Consider the following 21,184-nt stretch of genomic DNA (forward strand, 5'->3'; position numbering starts at 1 on the left):
CAAAAGGGGAGTCGTATGCCTGACGGAAGTGGCGGGGCGGTTCGGAGTCTGCATGAGGCGCCGCTGAGCAGCGCTTTTCGTCAGGCTTGGCTGAAGTGGTCCCAGGAGTGGCAGGACTTGCCCAAGGACAGCGACCCTGCGGTATTGGTCAATCGGGTGGTGGAGTTTTCCGGACGCAGCGCCCAGCGTCTGTGGCGGGTGGCCTTCGCCACCGTCGGCGATGCCGCCACCGAGCAGGTCAAGGCGCTGGTCTATGCGTTCGTGGCGCTGGTGGACGAAACCTTGCTGTTCACCCCCTGGCCGGGACAACTGGCTTGGCAGCAGCACCCGCTCGAATCGCGTATGTATGCCAGTCGCCAGGCTGGCGAGCGCTTGCCTGCGGCGATCAAGAAACTGCTCGACGAGCAGATGCCCGGTACCCGGGACCTGGCGAATGTCTATCTGCAATGCCTGATCCTCGGCTTTCAGGGGCGGCTGCGCGGTGAGCCCGGTCAGGTCCAGCATGAAAAATGGCGCCTGGCGTTGTTCACCTTTGCCTGGCAGCACGACCCCGATTATGTCGATGTCAGCCAGCGCCTGGCGCTGCCTTCGGCGGCAGCGCCGATGCGTATGCCAGGGCAACAGTCACTGCCGGACGGGGTTCGCCTGGGGCTGGCGATCCTGGCAATGGTGCTGCTGCTGACCGGGCTGGGACAGGTGTTCTGGCGCGATATTGGTTCGGCCCTCGAACCGGTCCTGCAACTGAACGAGTCGGCGGTCCAGGAGCGGGATTCATGAGTCCCCTGAGCGTCTTCGCCCTGGTCTTGCTCGCCATCGTCCTGGTGCTGTTGGTCGTGGCCGGGATCTGGTGGCTGCGTACCCAAGGTGGAGCGGCGATCCGCAGTTTCTATGGGGCGGTGCGCCACATGGAGCAGGAGCAGGGCACCCGGGATCGTTATCAGATGCCCTGGCTGATGATGCTGGGCAACGAAGCGGACGGCGCGCAGCTGTGTGCCCAATGGCGTTTGCAACCCACCGACAAGGTCGCATGGTTCGGGCGCTGGTGGTCGGATACCGAAGGCGCGGTGCTGGTGGTGCCCCAGGCGTTGTTCTTGCCCGATGAAGGCATGAACCGGCAACGGGGCAATTGGTGGCGCTTGCTGGGATTGATCCTGCGACTGCGCAGCAGACGGCCTCTGGACGCGGTGATCTGGACGGTCCCGTTCGGCAAGCTCGATGACATCGAACATGCCACTGAGTTGAGCCTCAAGGCCCGGCGCGGTTTTATCGACCTTCTGCAACGCTTCGGTCTCAGCCTGCCGGTGTACGTGGTGGTGACTGGGATGGAGCAGTTGCCCGGATTCCAGGAACTGGTCAGCGCGTTGCCTGCCGAGGCCCGGGAATCGACGTTGGGCTGGTCTTCGCCCTACTTGCCGGATGCGGCCTGGCAATCGCAGTGGAGTGACCAGGCGTTGGATCAGGTCAACGCTGCGCTGTCGCAATCGATCATTGAGATCGGTGCGTTGTCGGGACAACTGAGCGCCGATCTTTACGGGTTGCCCGAGCGTTTCGAAGGTTTGCGGCGGACCCTGCAGATTCTGCTGGAGCCGGTTTTCCAAGGTAACACCCAGGGCGAAGCACCGCGTTTTCGGGGTGTCTATTTCACCGCCAGCCAAGCGCCGGCGGTTACAGGAGATGGGTTCGCGGCCACTGACAACGTTCTGCGGCAGACGGTTTTCGCTCGGCAACTGTGGTCACGTCGCTTGGTGGCCGAGCGTGGCCTGGCCCAACCCGTACCGCGTCTGCTGCGTTTGCGCCAGCGCTGGCATCGACTGGCCGGCGCGGTCGCGTTGGTGGTCGGCCTGGTCTGGCTGGGGGGCATGTTGTGGGTCTGGCACGATTCGGTGGAGGAGGCCGAGGAGCTCTCGCGGTTGATCCTCAGTGCCCATAAGAACCATCTGGTGGTCGACTCGGACGAGCCACAACTGGAACCGACCCGGCACAACGTACAGAACTACTGGAACGTCTTGGAAAAAGCCCCGCGCTGGCGCTTCGTCTCGGTGGTCTTTCCCACTTCGTGGTTCTCCTCGGTGGACACGCAATTGGAGCAGGGCTTGCGCCTGACCGCCCGGCACCATTGGGTATTGCCGTTGCGTGACCTGCTGAACTGGGACCTGGAACAACTCAAGTCCATCCGCAACACCGAGCGCCGGGGCAACGTGGAAAGTGAAGACCCGGCGCAATGGCAAAGCTACGTGAAGGCCAAGGATCTGGTGGAGCGGGCTGTGCGCCTGGAGCAACACAATCAGCTGTTCAGCCAGGCGATAAACAACCCCAAGGCGCCGCTGGATGAGCTGGTGCAACTGAGCAACAACGCCCTGTCATTGAACCTCAACACGGGAACCTTGAGCCGGGCGCGGTTCTACAACCGGGTGCTGTTCGATGCGCAAAACACCGACTTGAAAGGGCTGGACCTGAACGCCGTGCGTCCGGCGATTTCCGATAATTTCACCGGCCTGATGCAGCGCTGGCTCGATCATTATTTCCTGGCGGATAACTTCGTGCGCCAGGCCGGCTACCTCAAGCTGCATCTGCAACGGTTGGAGGCGGGGAGTGGTAACTCCTTGAATGAGCTCGAAGACCTGATGGCGCTGATCGATGACTTGCAGACGCTGGTCAGCCTGACCAATTCGGCCTGGGGCCGGGGCAAGGGCCAGGATTTGGTGCCCGGTTACACCCAGATGATGGACAAGGTCAGCCACAGCACCTTGCTTGGCCCGGATATCGAACAGGACCTGGAGAGCCAGGCGGCGAAGTTGCAGCAGAGCTTTCGTGACCAGTGGATCGTCCAGACCGGTTCCCGGGACAATCTGCTGGTGCAACAGGGCAGTGGCCTGCTGGTGCTGCAAGACCATGTCACGGCGCTGGACGGTGCGGTACAAGCCTTGTTCAAGCGTGATTTCGTGGCGTTGGCGTTGCAGAAGGATCCCTCGGGCAGTAATGCCGATTCGATGGGCCAGGGCGACGGCAGCGATGATTTCAGTGTTGCCCTGAACTACTTCGCCAGCTACAAGAGTTACGCCAACGAGGAGCTGCCGCGCATCCCGCCGGATTACCGTGACGCGCTGATGCAGGCCGCTGAAGGCGCCGCGGCCCGGGCCATGTGGTTGAGCCTGGACGAAAGCGACGAGTCGTTGCCCGGCATGGGCTTCAATGTGCAAACGGCCCAGGCGGTTGCGCTGCAAAAAGCTTTCATGGACGTGCACCGTGGCGACCTGGCGATACGTTTCCAGCGTCTGCTCAATCGCCGGGCATTGGCACAGATCAAGAGTGGCCTGGACGAGATCGATGCCCAGCCGCTGTTCAGTCAACGGGCCGATATCCAGCGTTGGGACGGCTCGAAAAACTTCGGCTTGCTGCTCTACGGAGCCAGCGATCCACAAGACCTGAAGCTGAACCTGAACCAGCAATTCGGTGCGATGCTGCAGATCGCCGAGCAGCGAATGCCCGCGCTGGAATGGCTGATCGTCCAGCAGGACAACCTGTCGGCCCTGGAGCACGACCAGGTGGCTCGCTTCATGGCCCTCAACGATGAATTGCTCAAGTACAAGAACCAGAACCCGGCCAGCTCGGCGGCCCAACTGGAACAATTGGTGAGCCGGGACTTTATCGCCATGGACACCACCTCCTGCGCGCAGATCCTGCAGACCTCCAGTTTGCCCGGCGGGCGCGGTGACCTGGCCCTGCGCACCGTCGCGTTGCAGCAGGGCGCCCTGCAACGTTGCCTGTACCTGCAACAGAACCAGGCCGCGACTGCCTGGAATGACCTGGCCAACTATTTCAATCAATACCTGGCCGGACGCTTTCCGTTTTCCCAGGATGTGCGGGCCAGCGATGCCGACCCGGCGCGGGTCCAGCATTTGCTCGAGCTGATCGATACACGCCTGCCCCTGGCCCAGGCCGGGCTGACGTTGAGCCAGGTGCCGGAGCGATTGGCGGCCGAGGATTTTCTCAACCGTTTGAAACAGGCCGGGGCCTGGCTCGGGCCGCTGTTCGTGCGCGACAAGAGTGGCATCCTGGGTGTGGAAATGGACGTGCGCTGGCGTACCGATCGCGATGAAGAGCGCGGCGCCGACCAGGTGATCGCCTGGAGCCTGGACGCCGGCAACCAGCAGATCAGCTACCCCGGCGGCGGCCAGCAGAACCTGCGCTGGATGGTCGGCCAGCCCGTGCGCCTGACTTTGCGTTGGGCCCGCAACGGTTACCAGCGTCCGGCCAACGACCCGTTGCAACCGAACCTGGTGGTGCGCGACCTGGAGGCCGGTTGGGAATACCAGGGGCCATGGTCATTGCTGCGCCTGATGCGCTCGTTGGTGACGAGCCAGCGCCAGCCGAATGTCGACTACACCGATTTTCCCCTGGCCCTGCAATTGCCGGTGACCGCCCAGACCCAGGCCCGCACGGCGCAGCAAACGTTGATGTTCGTGCGCCTGTCGTTGATGAGCCAGGGCTCCAAGCTGCCCTTGTCGATCCCACCGCTGCCGACGCGGGCGCCCCGTTCACCTTTCATGGCGACCTCATCGAGTCCCGCCATCGCCACTCGTGAGGAAGGCTTGTGAGCTTGCCGATATCGCCTTTACCTGAGCTGGTCAGCCAATTGCTCGAGCCGATCAGCGCTGAATCGCCTTGTGGCCAGGACCTGCGCTACGAACCGGAATATGATCAGTTGCGCGAATTGCGCCGGGAGGACGACACCAGCCTGCCCACGGGCGTGTGGCAGTCTTCGATCAAGCGCGCCCTATGGCCAGACCTGGAACGACTGGCAACCATGTTGCTGCTGGAGCGCAGCAAGGACCTGATGATCAGCGCCTGGCTGGGGGAGGCCTGGTTGCATATGGCCGGGCTGGAGGGGTTGCCGGGTAGCCTGGCGCTGGTGGCGGGGCTGTGTGAGCGCTACCCGGAGCAGTTGCACCCCCAGGCCGATGAAGGCGACCAGTCGTGGCGGGTGATCCCGCTGGAATGGCTGGCCCGTCGCTACAGTGAGGTGTTGCTGACGCGCGTGCCATTGCTCGATGGCCGGGACCAGGAGTTCTCCGGTTTCTGTCTGGACGACTGGCAACGCTTGCAGCGCCAGCAAGTGTTGGGCAACGACAGCAAGAACGCCAAGGCGTCGGCGGAAGCGGCGCGCAATGATCAGAAGAAACTCAGTGAACTGATTCGCAGCACACCCTTGTCATTCTGGTTGCATCGCCAGGGCAGCCTGATGTTGAGCCTGCAACACCTGCAACGGCTCGAAGCCTGGAGCGACGCTTACTTGGGCAACCTGGCCCCAGGCTACAAATCCCTGCGGGATGTGATTCAGGCCTTGCTGGCCCTGGTAGAGGAGTTCATCGCGATGAATCCACAGCAACCCACTGTCTTGCCGGTGCAAACTTCACCCACGGTTACGCTTGAACCTGACCGGGCGCAGGCGAACGTGGCACCTGCCCAGGTTTTCCAGGAGCCGGCCAATCGTGAGGAGGCCTATCGACAGCTACTGGTCATCGCCGGTTACCTGGCCCGTACAGAACCCCACAGCCCGGTGCCCTATCTGATCCGGCGCGGCGTGGAGTGGGGCAACAAGCCGTTGAGCGAGTTGCTGGGGGAACTGATCAGTGCCGATGCCGAATCCCGGCGGTTATGGACATTGCTGGGGGTGCTTTAAGGCTGCGCGTCGGGTAACGGTACTGGCGTCAACACCGGCTTGCCGGAAAAAAACGCGTTCAGGTTCTGGCCCACCAGCTCCACCGTGCCACGCGTTGCTTCCGGCGACAGGCCGGCCACATGGGGCGTCAGCACGACGTTGGGCAGATGTTTCAGCGCGTCGGGCACTTCGGGCTCGTGATCGAACACATCCAGGGCCGCGCCAGCGATTCGCCGTTGCTCCAGGGCGCTGATCAGGTCGGCGGTGGCGACCACGCTGGCACGGGCGATGTTCACCAGGAAACCATTGGGTCCCAAGGCATCGAGGGCCTGTTTGTTGATCAACTGCCGGGTGTCCAGGCCGCCGGGCGTGGCGACGATCAGGAAATCCGAGACGCGGGCCAGTTCCGTGGGCGTGGCGCAGTAGGTGTAGGGTACGTCGTTGCGCATCTGGCGATTGTGGTAGCTGACGCTCATGTCGAACCCGAGGGCGGCCCGCTTGGCGATCGCCATGCCCACCGCGCCCAGGCCCAGCACGCCCAGGCGCTTGCCGGCCAGGGAAGGGCGCATGACCTTGGGCCATTCGCCACGGCGCACGCATGCGTCGGCCCGGGGAATGTCCCGCACCAGCGCCAGCAGCAGCGCCATGGCATGGTCGGCCACCGACGAGGCGTTGACCCCGGCGCCGTTGGTTACCACGATGCCCCGATTGCGCGCGGCCTGCAGGTCCACTTGTTCGTAACCGGCGCCGATCACGCAAATGATCTGCAAATTGGGCAGGGCGGCGATTTCTTCCGCCGTCAAACCCAGGGGGCCGCGGGTCAGCACCGCGCTGAAGCGTTCACCGTGTTCGAAAATCGCTGTCTTGCGTTCGGCAGGCGTGGGCGCCAATTCCAGGTGATACCCCTGCCGCTCAAGAATCGGCAGGTACTCATTGACGGTTTCAACCAGTACCAGAACGGTTGCAGTCATGCTGGGCTCCTGTGGGTGCTGGGGTGATTGCAAGTATTCAACCTGATTGTAGGAGCAGAGGGCAGGGGGGTTGCGGCTTTTTATGTGCATTTCGGTTTTGGTGTCGTTCTTGCGAGGGGTTGCTCGCTGTGGCGGCCTGACAGCCGACCTGGCTCTGGCGGTCGTACTGCAATCCAGCTGTGGGAGCGCGACGGTACATCCAACATGAATGTCGATTGATCCTTCGCTTTCGCGAGTACGCTCGCTCTCACAGGGAATGCGGGGGCATCTTTTATGACAGTAATCTGATCCGCATAACCGCTCCTCAGCTAAGTCTTTGCTTCTGCTCGCTAATCCCGGACAATCGCGCCCCTGTTTCGGTCGGGGCGCTGCCTGTCGGGTTTTTCTGACTCGTCCCGACCGGGTGCATGTGACCGGAATACGGAGATCCGCCCGGATGAATGATCAGGCCAATAGCGTCGAAGAGCGCTTTGAAACGACTGTCCCAGCCACCCTCAGCCAATGGAGTCGTCAGGACACCACGTGGATGCTGGGTCTGTTTGGCACCGCGATTGGTGCAGGTACGCTTTTTTTACCGATCAATGCGGGCCTGGGCGGCTTTTGGCCGCTGCTGATCCTGGCGTTGCTGGCGTTCCCCATGACGTTCTATGCCCACCGGGGCCTGACCCGTTTTGTGTTGTCCGGTCGCGACGGTGCGGACATCACCGATGTGGTGGAAGAACATTTCGGCCTCAAGGCCGGTGCGTTGATCACGCTTTTGTACTTCTTTGCCATTTTCCCGATCCTGCTGATCTACAGCGTGGCGTTGACCAACACGGTGGGCAGTTTCCTGGAGCATCAGTTGCATATCCAGGCGCCCCCTCGGGCTGTGCTGTCGTTGGTGCTGATCCTGGGCCTGCTGGCGGTGGTGCGCTGCGGCGAGCAGGCGATCGTCAAGGCCATGAGCCTGATGGTCTACCCGTTCATCGTTGCGCTGTTGTTCCTGGCGGTGTTCCTGATTCCCCACTGGAGCGGCGGCATCCTGACCACGGCGTCCACGCCGCCTGAAGCTTCGGCGTTGCTGCATACCTTGTGGCTGGCGATCCCGGTGATGGTGTTCTCGTTCAACCACTCACCCATCATCTCGGCGTTTGCGGTGGACCAGAAGCGTCGCTATGGTGCCAACGCTGAGGAGCGCAGCTCGCAGATCCTGTCGCGCGCCCATGTGCTGATGGTGGTGATGGTGCTGTTTTTCGTGTTCAGTTGCGTGTTGACCTTGTCCCCGGCACAACTGGCTGAGGCCAAGGCGCAGAATCTGTCGATCCTGTCGTACCTGGCCAACCATTTCAGCAACCCGACTATCGCTTTTGCCGCGCCGTTGATTGCGTTTGTCGCCATTTCCAAATCGTTCCTGGGGCACTACATCGGCGCCAGCGAAGGCCTCAAGGGCCTGATCGTCAAAAGCGGCCGTCGCCCGGCGCCCAAGACCCTGGACCGCCTTACCGCTGCGTTCATGCTGGTGGTGTGCTGGATCGTCGCCACGCTCAACCCGAGCATCCTGGGCATGATCGAAACCCTGGGCGGCCCGGTCATCGCGGCCATCCTGTTCCTGATGCCGATGTATGCCATCCGTAAAGTTCCGGCCATGGCCCGCTATCGTGGCCAGGCGTCGAATGTCTTCGTGGTGCTGGTGGGCCTGGTGGCGATTACTGCGCTGGTCTACTCCCTCTTGGCCTGACCGGACCCTTGTGGGAGCGGGCTTGCTCGCGAAAGTGGTGGGGCGACTTGCATTGATGTTGGATGTGCTGCCGTCATCGCGAGCAGGCTCGCTCCCACATGGGGTTGCGGGTGTTCATATATTCACCACATATCCCCTGTGGGAGCGAGCCTGCTCGCGATAGCGGTAGCCCGGCTAGCATCGAAATCCCAAGCATAAAAAAACGCCGCCCCTCGCAAGAAGGGCGGCGTTTTTAGTCGGGCGTTGAAGCGTTAGGCTTGAACGACCGGGATGTTGGCGTTTGCAGCGGCTTCACGGAACTCGGCGATCTGGTCGAAGCTCAGGTAGCGGTATACGTCCGCTGCCATGCTGTCGATCTTGCCGGCGTATTCCATGTACTCCTCGACGGTCGGCAGGCGACCCAGGATGGACGCAACGGACGCCAGTTCGGCCGAAGCCAGGTAGACGTTCGCGCCGTCACCCAGACGGTTCGGGAAGTTACGGGTCGAAGTCGACACCACGGTGGAGTTCGGCTCGACGCGTGCCTGGTTACCCATGCACAGCGAGCAGCCTGGCATTTCCATCCGTGCGCCGGCCTTGCCGTAGATGCCGTAGTAGCCTTCTTCGGTCAGTTGGTGAGCGTCCATCTTGGTCGGCGGCGACAGCCACAGACGGGTTGGCAGCTGACCCTTGACCTGATCCAGCAGCTTACCGGCAGCGCGGAAGTGACCGATGTTGGTCATGCACGAACCGATGAACACTTCGTCGATCTTCTCGCCAGCAACGCTGGACAGCAGGCGGGCGTCGTCCGGGTCGTTCGGCGCACAGAGCACAGGCTCGCTGATGTCGGCCAGATCGATTTCGATGACTTCGGCGTATTCCGCGTCGGCATCGGCTTCCATCAGTTGCGGGTTGGCGATCCAGGCTTCCATCGCTTGGGCGCGACGCTCCAGGGTACGTGCGTCACCGTAGCCTTCGCCGATCATCCAGCGCAGCAGGGTGATGTTCGATTGCAGGTACTCGGTGATCGACTCTTTCGACAGCTTGATGGTGCAACCGGCAGCCGAACGTTCGGCCGAGGCGTCGGACAATTCGAAAGCCTGTTCCAGGGTCAAGCCTTCCAGGCCTTCGATCTCCAGGATGCGGCCGGAGAAGGCGTTTTTCTTGCCTTTCTTCTCGACGGTCAACAGACCCTTCTGGATGGCGAAGTACGGAATGGCATGAACCAGGTCACGCAGGGTGATGCCAGGTTTCATTTTGCCTTTGAAGCGCACCAGGATCGATTCCGGCATGTCCAGCGGCATGACGCCGGTGGCAGCGGCGAACGCGACCAGGCCGGAGCCGGCCGGGAACGAGATGCCCATCGGGAAACGGGTGTGCGAGTCACCACCGGTACCCACGGTGTCTGGCAGCAGCATGCGGTTCAGCCACGAGTGGATGATGCCGTCGCCCGGACGCAGGGAAACACCGCCGCGGGTCATGATGAAGTCAGGCAGGGTGTGGTGGGTGGTCACGTCGATCGGCTTTGGATAAGCCGCGGTGTGGCAGAAGGACTGCATCACCAGGTCAGCCGAGAAGCCCAGGCACGCCAGGTCTTTCAGTTCGTCGCGGGTCATTGGACCGGTGGTGTCCTGGGACCCCACGGTGGTCATTTTCGGTTCGCAGTAGGTGCCAGGACGTACGCCTTTGCCTTCTGCCAGACCGCAAGCCTTGCCGACCATCTTCTGCGCCAGGGTGAAACCCTTGGTGCTTTGAGCGGGAGCTTCAGGCTTCTTGAACAGGTCGAAAGGTGGCAGGCCCAGCTCGGCGCGAGCCTTCTCGGTCAGGCCACGGCCAATGATCAGCGGAATACGACCGCCGGCACGGACTTCGTCCAGCAGCACCGGAGTCTTCATTTCGAAGGTGGTGATGACTTCGTCGGTACCGTGCTTGCAGACTTTGCCGGCATGCGGGTACAGGTCGATCACATCGCCCATGTTCATGTTCGAAACGTCGAACTCGATAGGCAGTGCGCCAGCATCTTCCATGGTGTTGTAGAAGATCGGAGCGATTTTGCTGCCGAAGCAGAAACCGCCAGCGCGCTTGTTCGGCACATAAGGAATGTCGTCGCCGAAGAACCACAGTACCGAGTTGGTCGCCGATTTACGCGAGGAGCCGGTACCAACCACGTCGCCGACGTAGGCGATCGGGAAGCCTTGGCCGCGCATTTCTTCGATTTGCTTCATCGGGCCGGTCTTGCCTTGCTCGTCCGGAACGATGCCGTCACGGGCCATTTTCAGCATGGCCAGGGCGTGCAGCGGGATGTCAGGACGCGACCAGGCGTCTGGAGCAGGGGACAGGTCGTCGGTGTTGGTTTCGCCGGTCACCTTGAATACGCGCAGGCTGATCTTGTCGGCCAGCACCGGGCGCTTCTTGAACCACTCGCCTTCGGCCCAGGATTGCAGCACGGCCTTGGCGTGAACGTTGCCGTTCTTGGCTTTTTCAGCCACGTCGTGGAAGGCATCGAACATCAGCAGGGTGTGCTTGAGTTCTTCGGCGGCTACCGGCGCCAGCTCGGCGTCGTCCAGCAGCTCCACCAGGGTCACGATGTTGTAGCCGCCCTGCATGGTGCCGAGCAGTTCAACGGCACGTTTCTTGTCCAGCAGAGGGGATTGGGCCTGGCCCTTGGCCAGGGCGGACAGGAAGCCGGCCTTGACGTAGGCAGCCTCGTCGACTCCAGGCGGAACGCGATTGGTGATCAGGTCAACGAGGAAAGCTTCTTCGCCAGCCGGAGGATTTTTCAGCAGCTCGATCAGGCCTGCGGTTTGTTCGGCGTTGAGCGGCTGGGGAACGATACCCAGGGCTGCACGCTCTTCGATATGTTTGCGGTAGGCTTCAAGCACAGTTATTACCCTCATCAGTGGTCCCAAATGGGTGTCCGGGACGCTCATCCAGAAACCCACGGTACTCATGCGCGTCGGAGGCTTTTTGAGCCACCACGCCAGAGTTTCCGTAAGTTCCTCACAGAAGCTGCTTTCAAAGTTTTACGCCTGCAGAACGGGGAGCTGATGAGGGTTGGCGTTGGGCTTTCCCCGCTGGAAAGACCCTTCGCCAACACCGCTCTGAAGGAACGACTGTGCTCGTGACGCTTTGAAAACAGCTTCTAACGGACATTGGCGCCTTAAAAGGCTGGCTGATTCTACGGGAAAAAAAAATTAAAGGTAAGTTGGGCCTGGAAGTTTGAGGGGTGATCAATCTTAGACAAAGGGCTAACATGCCGGCCTGTCCTGCTTTTGCGTGTGCTTTTCCTTATGCCCAACCAGCTCATCAAGACCCCCTGCGTCGGCCTTTGCTCCACTGTCTACGGTGACCTGGTGTGCCGTGGCTGCAAGCGGTTCCACCATGAAGTGATTCACTGGAACGGCTACAACGAGGAGGAGAAACGCGCGGTGTGGATGCGCCTGGAGCAACTGCTGGTGCAGGTGATGGTGGCCAAGTTGGAGGTTTTCGACCCAGGATTGCTGCGCCAGCAACTGGAATCGCGCAAGATCCGCTTCGTGCCGCATCAGTCGGAGTATTGCTGGGCCTATCAGTTGATCGCCCGGGGCGCGCGGGTGATCAACAACCTGGAGGCCTATGGCATGGTGCTGATGCCGGAGTTCCGCGACTGGGAACTGCCGGACCTGCGCGATGCCATTGATCGGGAATTCTTCCTCCTGTCCGAAGCCCATTACCAGCGTTATATCGCACCGGGGTTCCTGAAGGATGCGATCGGCGGCTGAGCTTTAAAGGCATCGCGAGCTTGCTCGCGATGGCGATCTTGAGGATACAAAACCTCAATCCTTGGTCGCCAACTCCACCAGATGATCCTCGACTTCCTGGGGCTTGAGCACCAGCACATCGCTTTCCAGCGTATCGAGCACGGCTTCGGCGGTGTTGCCAATCAGGACCCCGGACAACCCCGAGCGGGCCACGGTGCCGATCACCGTCACCGCCGCCTGCAGCTTGCGCGCCATGTAGGGAATCAAGACGTCCGCCGGGCCTTCTTCGATGTGCAAATGCTGGTCGTCGATGTCGAACTCAGCCTGGAACGCGCGGCATTGTTCGCGGTACTTGGCCTCGATGGTTTCCTTGAGTTGGAACGTCGGGTCGGCGGACGAAAGCATCGGCGTCGGGTGGGCACTGATCACATGCAGGTGCGCCTTGGCCAGCAGGGCAATGTCATAGCCGTGATCGATGATGGTGTTATGCAAATGGCGGTGCTCGCCATCGGCATTGCCGACATCGACGGCCGCCAGTATCACCTTGTCTTTCCAGGAGCCGGCGGTTTTCACCAGTAGCACCGGGGTCGGGCAGTGGCGCAGCAGCTTCCAGTCTGCCGGGGTCAGCAGGGCTTTTTTCAGCGGGCTGTCGGGGAAGTGCTGCTTGATCACCAGCCCGCAACCTTCGGCCTGCTGCACGTCGATGATGGTTTCGTAGAGACTTTCGTTCCAGGCCTGTTCGGTGGTGACACTGTAGCCGTCCGCCAATAGCGCGGCCTTCAGCACGCTAAGCATGCCGGCATGGTCATGCTTTTTGTCACACACCAGCAGGTGCAGGTGGGCCTGGGTCACTCCGGCGATCAGTTTGGCGCGCTTGAGCGCCAGGCTTTCCGAATGTTCGGGCTCAATGACCACCAGGATGCTGCGAATGGCTTGCATGATCGGCGTTCTCCTGCAATGAAAAGGCTGGCGTTGCTCAACTGTAGTTATTGTTGAACAGTCTAGTTGCTCTGGGTGAGTCGTCGACTTGACGCATATCAACGGCGGTGGCTGGTGGTCTGGGGGCAGGCCGGTATAATCGGCGCCCTTCGCTCGACTACCTTTTCCCGTGAGCCCCATGAATCTTCCCGAAATTCACGAATTCCTCGGCTGCCGCACCCCCGATGCCTGGGTCCAGGCCGCGCTGGCCGACCAGGAAACGTTGCTGATCGACCACAAGAACTGCGAGTTCAAGGCCGCCAGTACCGCCCTGAGCCTGATCGCCAAGTACCACTCCCATGTCGACCTGATCAACCTGATGTCGCGCCTGGCCCGGGAAGAGCTGGTGCACCACGAGCAGGTCATGCGCCTGATGAAAAAGCGCAAGATTGGCTTGCGCCAGCTCTCCGCCGGGCGTTACGCCTCGGGGCTGCGCAAGGTGGTACGCAGCCACGAACCGGTCAAGCTGGTGGACACCCTGGTGGTTGGCGCTTTCATCGAGGCCCGTAGCTGCGAGCGTTTCGAGGCCTTGGTGCCGCACCTGGACGAGGAACTGGGCAAGTTCTATTTCGGCTTGCTGAAAAGTGAAGCCCGGCATTTCCAGGGTTATCTGAAACTGGCTTACCAGTATGGCGACGCCAAGGACATTGCCCAAGTGATCGACAAGGTCCGCGACGCCGAGCGGGAGCTGATCGAGTCGCCGGATGTGGAGTTTCGGTTCCACAGTGGTGTGCCGACTTTGTAGTGCTGGGTTACCTGGGCTGACGCCATCGCGAGCAGGCTCGCTCCCACAGGGGATTTTCTGTGTACACACTATTTGTGAGCACTGAAGATCAAATGTGGGAGCGAGCCTGCTCGCGATAGGGCCGTTTGCAGCTCTGCCTCTTAACCGGTCAGTCCCAGGCGCTCATGCCAGTGGGCAATCGACTCCTTGGGGTAGACCTCGAACCGCTGATCGCCAGGATGCGCCTCGACTTCCACCCATGGCGCCTTGGAGCCGAGCATCAGGTGAGTGTGCTCCGGCGGCACCGGCAATGGCGTGTCGATGGCTGAGGCAAAGGGGTGAACCAGTTCCGGCCATTCAGGGCTGAATAGCCAGAGCCCCGAACCGCACAGGGCACAGAAATGCCGTTCGGCACTGCTGCGGTGGGCGCGTTTATCGCCTTCGTCCTTGAGCCGCGCATGATAGATCGAGATGTGCTTGCGCCCGCGCACCTTCAGGCTTCGGGCATCGCCCCCCAGATTGATCGCAAAACCGCCGCCACCCTGGGTCTTGCGACAGATCGAGCAGTAGCAGCGCTGGTAGGGGTAGGGATGAGCGCTGTCGAGGGTGAACGACACCGCGCCGCAGTGACAGGAACCTTCTAGCTGCATGGGAACCTCCAATTGGGGATTGGAATGACTCCGGACAGCCTAGACGGTCGGTGTCTTGATCGTTGAATTGAGAGTGACCATGCGACCGCCTTCGCGAGCAAGCCCGCTCCCACAGGGAGTTTGTGTCGGTCGCAAATGTTCTGCCCGCTCTCGGTCAGTGTGGGAGCGGGCTTGCTCGCGAAGACGTCGGTACAGCCAACATTACCTGGGCACTCGCCACAAATACCACGCCGCCACCGTCCGATAAGGGCTCCACGCCCGCCCGATCTCAACCATCTGCTTGCGGCTGGGCTGTTGCTCCAACCCTTTTAGTCGGCGATAACCTTCGCGTACGCCGAAGTCATCGGCCGGCAGGATGTCGGGTCGTTCCAGGCTGTAGATCAGTAGCATTTCCACGGTCCAGCGCCCGACGCCGCGCAAGCTGACCAGGCGCTCGATCAACGCTTCGTCTTCCATCGCCCGTGCGGTGGCGTAATCCGGCACCACCCCGTCCAGCGCCGCTTGGGCGATGCCCTGGATCGTCGCGATCTTGCTGGCGGAAAACCCACAGGCGCGCAGCTGCGCGGTGTCTGTCGCCAGGATCTGCTCGGGCCTGGGGAAGGTCTGCGCCGGGAACAACGCCAGCAACCGCCCCAGAATCGCATCGCCGGCCTTGGCGTGCAGCTGCTGGTAGGCAATCGCCCGCACCAGGGCTTCATAGGGTTCGCGGGCTGGCTTGGGCAGCAGCAGGCAAGGGCCGATCGCTTCGACATGGCGTCGCCAGTCTTTGTCCAGGCCTGCCAGGAAGACACTGGCGTCGTGGTAGGGCACAGGCATCAGGTGTTCGTACTCCGGAGCGCTCAAAATGCCAGGGGCAGTGAAACCTGCACCGCGGCTTTTTCCAGCCGCAGCAGAAATGCCTTGCGCGGTTGTCCGCCACCATAGCCGGTCAGCGAGCCATCGGCACCGATCACTCGGTGACAGGGAATGACGATGGCCAGGCGATTCTGCCCATTGGCCAGGCCCACGGCGCGGCTGGCGCCAGGGCTGCCCAGGGCCGTGGCGATACCGCCATAGCTGCGGGTTTCGCCGTAGGGGATTTTTTGCAGCTCAGCCCAGACCCGCACGGCGAAGGCGCTGCCGGGCATGTGCAACGGGACCTTGAATGCCGTGAGCTTGCCGGCGAAATACTCGGCCAGTTCGGTTTCGATCTGTTGCAAATGCGCGTTGTGGCCCGGCGCAACGGTGTAGCCGTAGCGTTGTTGCAGCTCTTCCAACTCCTTGGTCAGGGCCGGGCGGTCGAGGAATTCCAGCAGCACCAGGCCCCGTCGTTCGGCCATGGCCAGCATGGGGCCTAACGGTGTGGTCAGGCGGGTGAACAGCAAGGGTTCGCTGAGGGCCGCGCGACCCGGTGTGATATGAAAGGATTTCACGAAGGCGTCACGAAAACCGCTCAATGACTCATAACCGGAATCGAACGCGGCATTGTCGATGGAGGTGCCTTCCTTGATGCCGCCCAGGGCAATGCCCAGGCGGCGGGTGCGCAGGTAGGCGTGGAAGGTCATGCCGAAATGTTGCTTGAACCAGCGGCGCAATTTCAGCGGTTCAATGCCTTGCTCCAGCAGCAGGGCGTCGGTCCAGCGCAGGTCTGGCTCGGCGTCTACAGCCTTGAGCAGGGCCTGGATCCAGTCCGGCGCGATGGCCGCGGCGTCCAGTGGCTTGCAACGCAGGCAGGCCCGGTAGCCGGCCGACAGGGCTTCATCGGCATGGGCGAAGAACTCCACGTTCTCCGGTTTCGGCTTGCGCGCCGTGCAACTGGGGCGACAGAAAATACCGGTGGTCTTGACCGCGGTGAAGAACACCCCCTCGTAGGCGGTGTCGCGTTCGAGCATGGCGCGGATCATCTCGGCATGGGGCGGGAGCAGCGAGTCTTGTAGGTTCATGGGCCGAGCATAGAACCGTGCCCGCCATGACTCCACCGAAAAATCGACAGTGAATTCCCCGCGCACTTGGTCGGATGCTCACGAACAAAAATTGAACCTCTGAGTCTTAAGGGTTCAGCCGTTGTTTTTGTCTTTCGGAGACATCATGTCCAAACATAAGAAATCCCTCATTGCCGTTGCTGTCTGTGCCTTGGCGCTGGGTGCCTCGGCCTTGCTGCCTGCCGACCTGTCGCCTATCGGTTCGAGCTACGCCGCAGGCGGTGGTAACGGTGGTGGTGGCGGTAATGGTGGCGGTAATGGTGGAGGAAACGGCGGCGGTAATGGCGGTGGCCACGGCGGTGGCCACGGCGGTGGCATTGGCGGCGGTATCGGCGGTGGCCAGGGCCACGACAAGTCCGGCGACTCCAGCGGCCTTGGCAAAGGCTTGGCCAGCGACCACGCCGGCACTCGTACCCGTGATCATGGCCTGAGCGGCAAGCACGCCGGCACCACCCGAACTGACCGTACCAGCAAGGCTTCGCTGACCTCGAGCATCGCCAAGGACCGTGATACGCGCGGCCTGACCAAGGCTTCGGCGATTTCCACCGCTACTCCGGGTACCCATAACACCAAGGGCCTGACCAACGCGACCAGCTCTTCGACCAAGAACGATCGCTGATCGCCTGAACAAGCCGCGATGCCTGATCGAGGTGTCGCGGCTTTTTTGTGGGCGAGGGTTTTGCTTTTTCCTCATTAGGCAGTTTTCTTCAATACCCGCCGTAACGGGCCACTTACCCTGATCGCCACCTCACAGACATGAAAGAAGGTATGCGATGAGTCTGATATTTTCCATGGCGGCGTTTGCCCTGGTCGCCTCCATCACGCCGGGACCGGTCAACATCGTGGCCCTCAGCTCCGGGGCGCGGTACGGGTTTCGCGCCACCTTGCGCCATGTGGGCGGTGCGACCCTGGGCTTTGTCTTGCTGCTGGTACTGATGGGGCTGGGGTTGCATGAAGTGCTGCAACGCTGGCCTGGGCTCACGCGGGTGGTGCAACTGGGCGGCGTGGGGTTTCTATTGTTCATGGCCTGGAAACTGGCGATGGATAACGGGCACCTGGGCGACGAAGAGGATGGACGGGCGCCTTCGATGTTCTATGGCGCGCTGATGCAATGGCTCAACCCCAAGGCGTGGCTGGCCTGCGTGGCGGGGATGGGGGCATTCGTGGCCGATGGCGAGGCGCGGCTGGTGTGGCAGTTTGCGGCGATCTACCTGGTGATCTGCTACGTCTCGGTGGGCTGCTGGGCCTACGCCGGGAGTTTTCTGCGCACCTGGCTGGGTAACCCGGCGACCATGCGTCTGTTCAACCGGGCGATGGCGGTGTTGTTGGTGGCCAGTGCGGTGTATCTGTTGTTGCCTTGAGTGGGGCCGAACGCAAGTGTGATTCAGCCGCGATACTGGCCGGGCGTAGCCGCCAGGTGTTGCTTGAAGGCGCGCTGGAAATGCGCCTGGTCGGCAAACCCGCTGTCCAGCGCCACGTCAGCGATCAGCTTGCCTTCACGCAACTGGCGTCGGGCAAACTGGATCCGGCGGTTGACCAGGAAGGCGTGGGGCGTCATCCCGTAATGGCGCTTGAAGGCTCGGCTCAGGTAAGACGGCGACAGTTGCGCGGCAATGCAGATGTCCTCGAGTTTCAAGGCTTCGCTGCAGTGGTCGTGGATAAACTGTGCCGCACGCATCAGGCCGGGATGGCTGCCCCGGTCTGGGCGGCCGGCAGGGTTGAGCCGTAGTTGCAGGTCAATGAAAAACGCCTCGGCGGCGGCGTGCTTGCTGGTCGCGTCGAGCTGCTCGTCCACCAATTGCTCATACAGCCGTCCCAAGGCGGCAAACAGCTCCACATCGCGACTGTGGGTGGTGGCGAAGCCCTGGAAATCCAGGTTTTCGTCAAAGCCGATACGACGCTGCAGGTCCCGAAGCCACTGGATGTCGACGTACAGCATCAGGTAGGACCATGGCTGATCGTCGATCGGATTGCACGCATGGACGTCGCCGGGGTTCATCAGCACCACCGTGCCGCTCTCCACCTGGAAATTCGACTGTTCGTGAATGTATGTGCTGCGCCCGGCGGTGATCGCGCCGATGGAAAAATGGTCATGGGAATGGCGCGAATAGCAGACCTTGCGCCCGTCGTCGATGGCCCGGGCTTCGATGAAGGGCAGGGCCGCGTCGCGCCAGAAGCGAGGGGCGGCGTCGTGGGGGGCGTGCTTCATCGGTCGGCGTCCTCGTCTTGAACCTGGGTGGCAGTGTATTAGCCCTGGCCGACAAATGCCCGTTGGATTTAGCCGTTCGATTTGAACGGCAGGGGTCCTGGACTAGACTTCATGAAGTCCCGCCAATGGAGTTCCCGATGCTTGCGCCACGCAAACCGGACGACGAAGCCGCTCGCCTCAAGAATCTGCACTCGCTCAAACTGCTTGATACCGCACCCGAAGAACGGTTTGACCGCCTGACCCGCCTTGCCCGCCGTCTGTTTGACGTGCCTATCGCGCTGGTGTCACTGATAGACGCCAACCGGCAGTGGTTCAAATCCAGCGCCGGCTTGGACATTAGCGAGACCCCGCGGGAGATTTCCTTCTGTGGGCATGCGATTCTGCAGGATCGTATCCTGGAAATCTGCGATGCGGAGCAGGACGAGCGCTTCCACGACAACCCACTGGTCACGGACGCGCCTGGCATTCGCTTCTACGCCGGGCATCCGCTCGAGCTGGAGGATGGCAGCAAGCTCGGCACGTTGTGCCTGCTCGACACCCGGCCGCGCAAGCTCAATGATGAGGAACGCGAACTATTGCGCGACCTGGCGCGCATGGCCGAGCAGGAAATGGTCGCGGTGCAGATGGCGAGCATGGACGAACTGACGCTGCTGTCCAATCGGCGCGGCTTCAGGACGTTGGCCCAGCATGCGTTGAATGTGTGTGATCGCTTGTTGCGCCCGGCGACGCTGCTGTACTTCGACCTCAACGACTTCAAGCCGATCAACGACCGTTATGGACATGCCGAGGGTGACAGCGCGCTGAAAACCTTCGCCGATGTGCTGCGTATCGCCTTTCGCGAAAGTGATGTGATCGGTCGCCTGGGCGGTGATGAGTTTGTGGCGTTGCTCACCGGTTCGTCCCATGTCGAGACCACGGCAATCATGGCGCGGCTCAAGGAAATCCTCGATGAGCGCAATGCGATGTTGCAGCGTGGATACGACATTCGGTTCAGCGTCGGCCAGATCGAGTACGACGCCCAGCGCCATCGGTCAATCGACAACCTGCTGGCTGACGCCGATGCGGCGATGTATGTGCACAAGCAGGCGCTACGGCAGTAGGACTGCTTGGTACTCAAGCATGGCTTTTTCTATTCTTGGAGGTATAGGTATAGGTTTCGTAAACAATGACATAGGTGGACCAGCGTAACGCTATATATATGTACCGCACGAGGGGGCGGAATGTACGCAGAATGAGACTTTGCATCATTTGATGCAGGCTCATAACTACAGCGTTATGAATGACTAGACTTGACTGGTACTCATATGAATATTGAACTGCCCCCGACATTTGTTTATCCCGATGAATATGGCACTTCGCGTGGAAGAGGAGGTGCGCCAGCTCCTTTCTCAATGGCAATGGTTGGACAAATGATCCAAGAGCGGAACGTGGCTTACGAGCGGGGTCACTGGCCTCAAATGCTACAACGTCATTTACAAGAAATGCGTAACAATCGACCTGTTCGGTACGGACTTGACGGCTTTATTATTGGCGATTTAAAGGTTGCACATGGTGCTGATCTATTAATGCTGAAGAATCCAAACCTCAACACTGCGGATGCTTGGAGGCTCGGGATAAAGGAGGGAGCCAAAATCACCAACACACAAGACATGGCAATTGAGCAGGAGTTCTCCGGCGGCGTCTTTACTCCGTTCAGGGCTTTTGGCCATTGGTTACTTGGCAAGGGCAAGCCTGCCAGCGTTCGGCTCGACAGAGTAGGTATCAGCCCAACACCGAACAAAATTCCCGATTTGATGGCGATTATCAATACTGCGGGAGTGGGGGTAACTACCATCAATCTGAAGGTCCCTTACTCGACGGCCCAGGATTCGAACGTCGCAAGAATTTACCTTGGAAACATTACGCTTCAGATTAAGGGTGAAGTCATTCGGTATACCTCTGGTAATCTCAAATTCGCCGGTACCGTCAAGGCCTACTCAGATCGATATGACGCGAATGCCAGCAGCCATCGTGCAGCGTTTGACGAGGGAGCGACGACTGCCCTGCGTGAAGTAGGAAGAGTTGCCAGAGCGCAGGATTATGAAATTCGAATTACGGGTGAGCTACCCATTAATTTTTCAAGGTGATCAGGGTATGAAACGCAGTGCGCAAGGATTGGGAGTCGCTGTTGTTTGCGTATTAGTGGCGTGTGCAATGTTATTCTTCTTTGCCACAGACGGTGCAGTGGAGAATCCTGAAGATCTCAACGATACCCAAGGTATTTCATCTGTTGCGATGTACCTTGTCATATTAATCATACTGACGGCTACGTCAGTGGCGCTAACAGGATTGGGCAGTGTTATCCAGGCGTTTCTGAACCATCAACCTTTCAGTTTGCGCATGGGGTTGTATGTACTTACGAATACTCCTCTTTCTTTAACGTCACTCATGGGTGCGTTAATCTCGGTGATTTACACTTATGACACCGTCTCTGGGGTAGTCGCGGCGCTGTTGTTTTCGCTTTCCTTTGCTTTGGTGCTGTTAGGCGCTCCCGAAAGGTCGAAATAAAAACGCCGCTTGCCTTTTACCAGGCAGGCGGCGCTTCTTTTTGTCA

At 60.7% G+C, this 21,184-nt stretch carries 18 protein-coding genes; 11 read left to right on the forward strand and 7 right to left on the reverse strand.

The features are described from left to right. The first annotated feature begins 15 nt into the window (after window positions 1-15). The 3 genes from DTP52_RS26530 to tssA are packed head-to-tail and all read left to right on the forward strand — an operon-like array spanning window position 16 to window position 5,683. Window positions 16-777: a DotU family type IV/VI secretion system protein gene (locus DTP52_RS26530; RefSeq protein WP_109756012.1), complete on the forward strand. Its 762-nt coding sequence runs from the start codon at window positions 16-18 to the stop codon at window positions 775-777. Continuing rightward, a complete protein-coding gene (locus DTP52_RS26535; RefSeq protein ID WP_109756013.1) occupies window positions 774-4,598 on the forward strand; it encodes a type VI secretion protein IcmF/TssM N-terminal domain-containing protein in 3,825 nt (1,274 codons plus the stop codon). Before DTP52_RS26530 ends, DTP52_RS26535 begins: the two co-directional genes overlap by 4 nt. After that, window positions 4,595-5,683 carry a type VI secretion system protein TssA gene (gene tssA, locus DTP52_RS26540; RefSeq protein ID WP_109756014.1) on the forward strand — a complete coding sequence of 363 codons (1,089 nt, stop codon included), beginning with the start codon at window positions 4,595-4,597 and terminating at the stop codon, window positions 5,681-5,683. The genes DTP52_RS26535 and tssA overlap by 4 nt, the downstream gene beginning before the upstream one ends. On the opposite strand, the gene DTP52_RS26545 is transcribed toward tssA, so the two are convergent. Next, window positions 5,680-6,633 (reverse strand): 2-hydroxyacid dehydrogenase, encoded by a 954-nt coding sequence (locus DTP52_RS26545; RefSeq protein ID WP_109756015.1) that lies wholly within the window; start codon window positions 6,631-6,633, stop codon window positions 5,680-5,682. The genes tssA and DTP52_RS26545 overlap by 4 nt on opposite strands. A 436-nt stretch (window positions 6,634-7,069) precedes the next feature. On the opposite strand from DTP52_RS26545, the gene DTP52_RS26550 reads away from it, so the two are divergent. Beyond that, on the forward strand, window positions 7,070-8,350 hold the full coding sequence (locus DTP52_RS26550) for a serine/threonine transporter (RefSeq protein ID WP_109756016.1): 1,281 nt from the start codon (window positions 7,070-7,072) through the stop codon (window positions 8,348-8,350). Between the two features lie 251 nt (window positions 8,351-8,601). Here DTP52_RS26550 and acnB read toward each other — a convergent pair whose 3' ends face one another. Further along, window positions 8,602-11,211 (reverse strand): bifunctional aconitate hydratase 2/2-methylisocitrate dehydratase, encoded by a 2,610-nt coding sequence (gene acnB / locus DTP52_RS26555; protein WP_109756017.1) that lies wholly within the window; start codon window positions 11,209-11,211, stop codon window positions 8,602-8,604. Window positions 11,212-11,619: 408 nt separating this feature from the next. Here acnB and DTP52_RS26560 point away from each other — a divergent pair, with 408 nt between their 5' ends. Continuing rightward, window positions 11,620-12,090: a DUF1289 domain-containing protein gene (locus DTP52_RS26560; RefSeq protein WP_109756018.1), complete on the forward strand. Its 471-nt coding sequence runs from the start codon at window positions 11,620-11,622 to the stop codon at window positions 12,088-12,090. Window positions 12,091-12,144: 54 nt separating this feature from the next. Here the strand turns inward: DTP52_RS26560 and DTP52_RS26565 are convergent, their stop codons facing one another. After that, window positions 12,145-13,008, reverse strand: a complete 864-nt coding sequence (locus tag DTP52_RS26565) for a universal stress protein (protein ID WP_109756019.1) — start codon at window positions 13,006-13,008, stop codon at window positions 12,145-12,147. Between the two features lie 178 nt (window positions 13,009-13,186). Between DTP52_RS26565 and DTP52_RS26570 the strand changes: the two genes are divergently transcribed. Then, window positions 13,187-13,792, forward strand: a complete 606-nt coding sequence (locus DTP52_RS26570; protein WP_109756020.1) for a tRNA-(ms[2]io[6]A)-hydroxylase — start codon at window positions 13,187-13,189, stop codon at window positions 13,790-13,792. A 140-nt stretch (window positions 13,793-13,932) separates the two neighbouring features. Here DTP52_RS26570 and DTP52_RS26575 read toward each other — a convergent pair whose 3' ends face one another. The 3 genes from DTP52_RS26575 to DTP52_RS26585 all read right to left on the reverse strand — a co-directional run bounded on the left by DTP52_RS26575 (window position 13,933) and on the right by DTP52_RS26585 (window position 16,343). Continuing rightward, window positions 13,933-14,421, reverse strand: coding sequence for a GFA family protein (locus DTP52_RS26575; RefSeq protein ID WP_109756021.1), 489 nt, complete (start codon window positions 14,419-14,421; stop codon window positions 13,933-13,935). A gap of 201 nt (window positions 14,422-14,622) precedes the next feature. Further along, on the reverse strand, window positions 14,623-15,237 hold the full coding sequence (locus tag DTP52_RS26580) for a DNA-3-methyladenine glycosylase (RefSeq protein ID WP_109756022.1): 615 nt from the start codon (window positions 15,235-15,237) through the stop codon (window positions 14,623-14,625). A gap of 23 nt (window positions 15,238-15,260) precedes the next feature. Continuing rightward, a complete protein-coding gene (locus DTP52_RS26585) occupies window positions 15,261-16,343 on the reverse strand; it encodes a bifunctional transcriptional activator/DNA repair enzyme AdaA (protein WP_109756023.1) in 1,083 nt (360 codons plus the stop codon). 145 nt (window positions 16,344-16,488) lie between these two features. Between DTP52_RS26585 and DTP52_RS26590 the strand changes: the two genes are divergently transcribed. Together DTP52_RS26590 and DTP52_RS26595 are read left to right on the forward strand one after the other, a co-directional pair. Next, window positions 16,489-17,001, forward strand: a complete 513-nt coding sequence (locus DTP52_RS26590) for a hypothetical protein (RefSeq protein ID WP_109756024.1) — start codon at window positions 16,489-16,491, stop codon at window positions 16,999-17,001. A gap of 154 nt (window positions 17,002-17,155) precedes the next feature. Next, window positions 17,156-17,743 (forward strand): LysE family translocator, encoded by a 588-nt coding sequence (locus DTP52_RS26595; RefSeq protein ID WP_109756025.1) that lies wholly within the window; start codon window positions 17,156-17,158, stop codon window positions 17,741-17,743. A 23-nt stretch (window positions 17,744-17,766) separates the two neighbouring features. Here the strand turns inward: DTP52_RS26595 and DTP52_RS26600 are convergent, their stop codons facing one another. Then, window positions 17,767-18,591: an AraC family transcriptional regulator gene (locus tag DTP52_RS26600; protein WP_109756026.1), complete on the reverse strand. Its 825-nt coding sequence runs from the start codon at window positions 18,589-18,591 to the stop codon at window positions 17,767-17,769. Window positions 18,592-18,728: 137 nt separating this feature from the next. On the opposite strand from DTP52_RS26600, the gene DTP52_RS26605 reads away from it, so the two are divergent. From DTP52_RS26605 to DTP52_RS26615, 3 genes are all read left to right on the forward strand, one after another. Beyond that, window positions 18,729-19,691, forward strand: a complete 963-nt coding sequence (locus DTP52_RS26605) for a diguanylate cyclase (protein WP_109756027.1) — start codon at window positions 18,729-18,731, stop codon at window positions 19,689-19,691. A 204-nt stretch (window positions 19,692-19,895) separates the two neighbouring features. Next, window positions 19,896-20,717 (forward strand): lipid II-degrading bacteriocin, encoded by an 822-nt coding sequence (locus DTP52_RS26610; protein ID WP_109756028.1) that lies wholly within the window; start codon window positions 19,896-19,898, stop codon window positions 20,715-20,717. A gap of 7 nt (window positions 20,718-20,724) precedes the next feature. After that, window positions 20,725-21,138 (forward strand): hypothetical protein, encoded by a 414-nt coding sequence (locus DTP52_RS26615; RefSeq protein WP_146206888.1) that lies wholly within the window; start codon window positions 20,725-20,727, stop codon window positions 21,136-21,138. The last annotated feature ends 46 nt before the right edge of the window (window positions 21,139-21,184 follow it).

Origin of the sequence: Pseudomonas sp. 43mfcvi1.1 (assembly GCF_900115935.1) — a bacterium.
GTDB classification, from domain to species: domain Bacteria; phylum Pseudomonadota; class Gammaproteobacteria; order Pseudomonadales; family Pseudomonadaceae; genus Aquipseudomonas; species Aquipseudomonas bijieensis.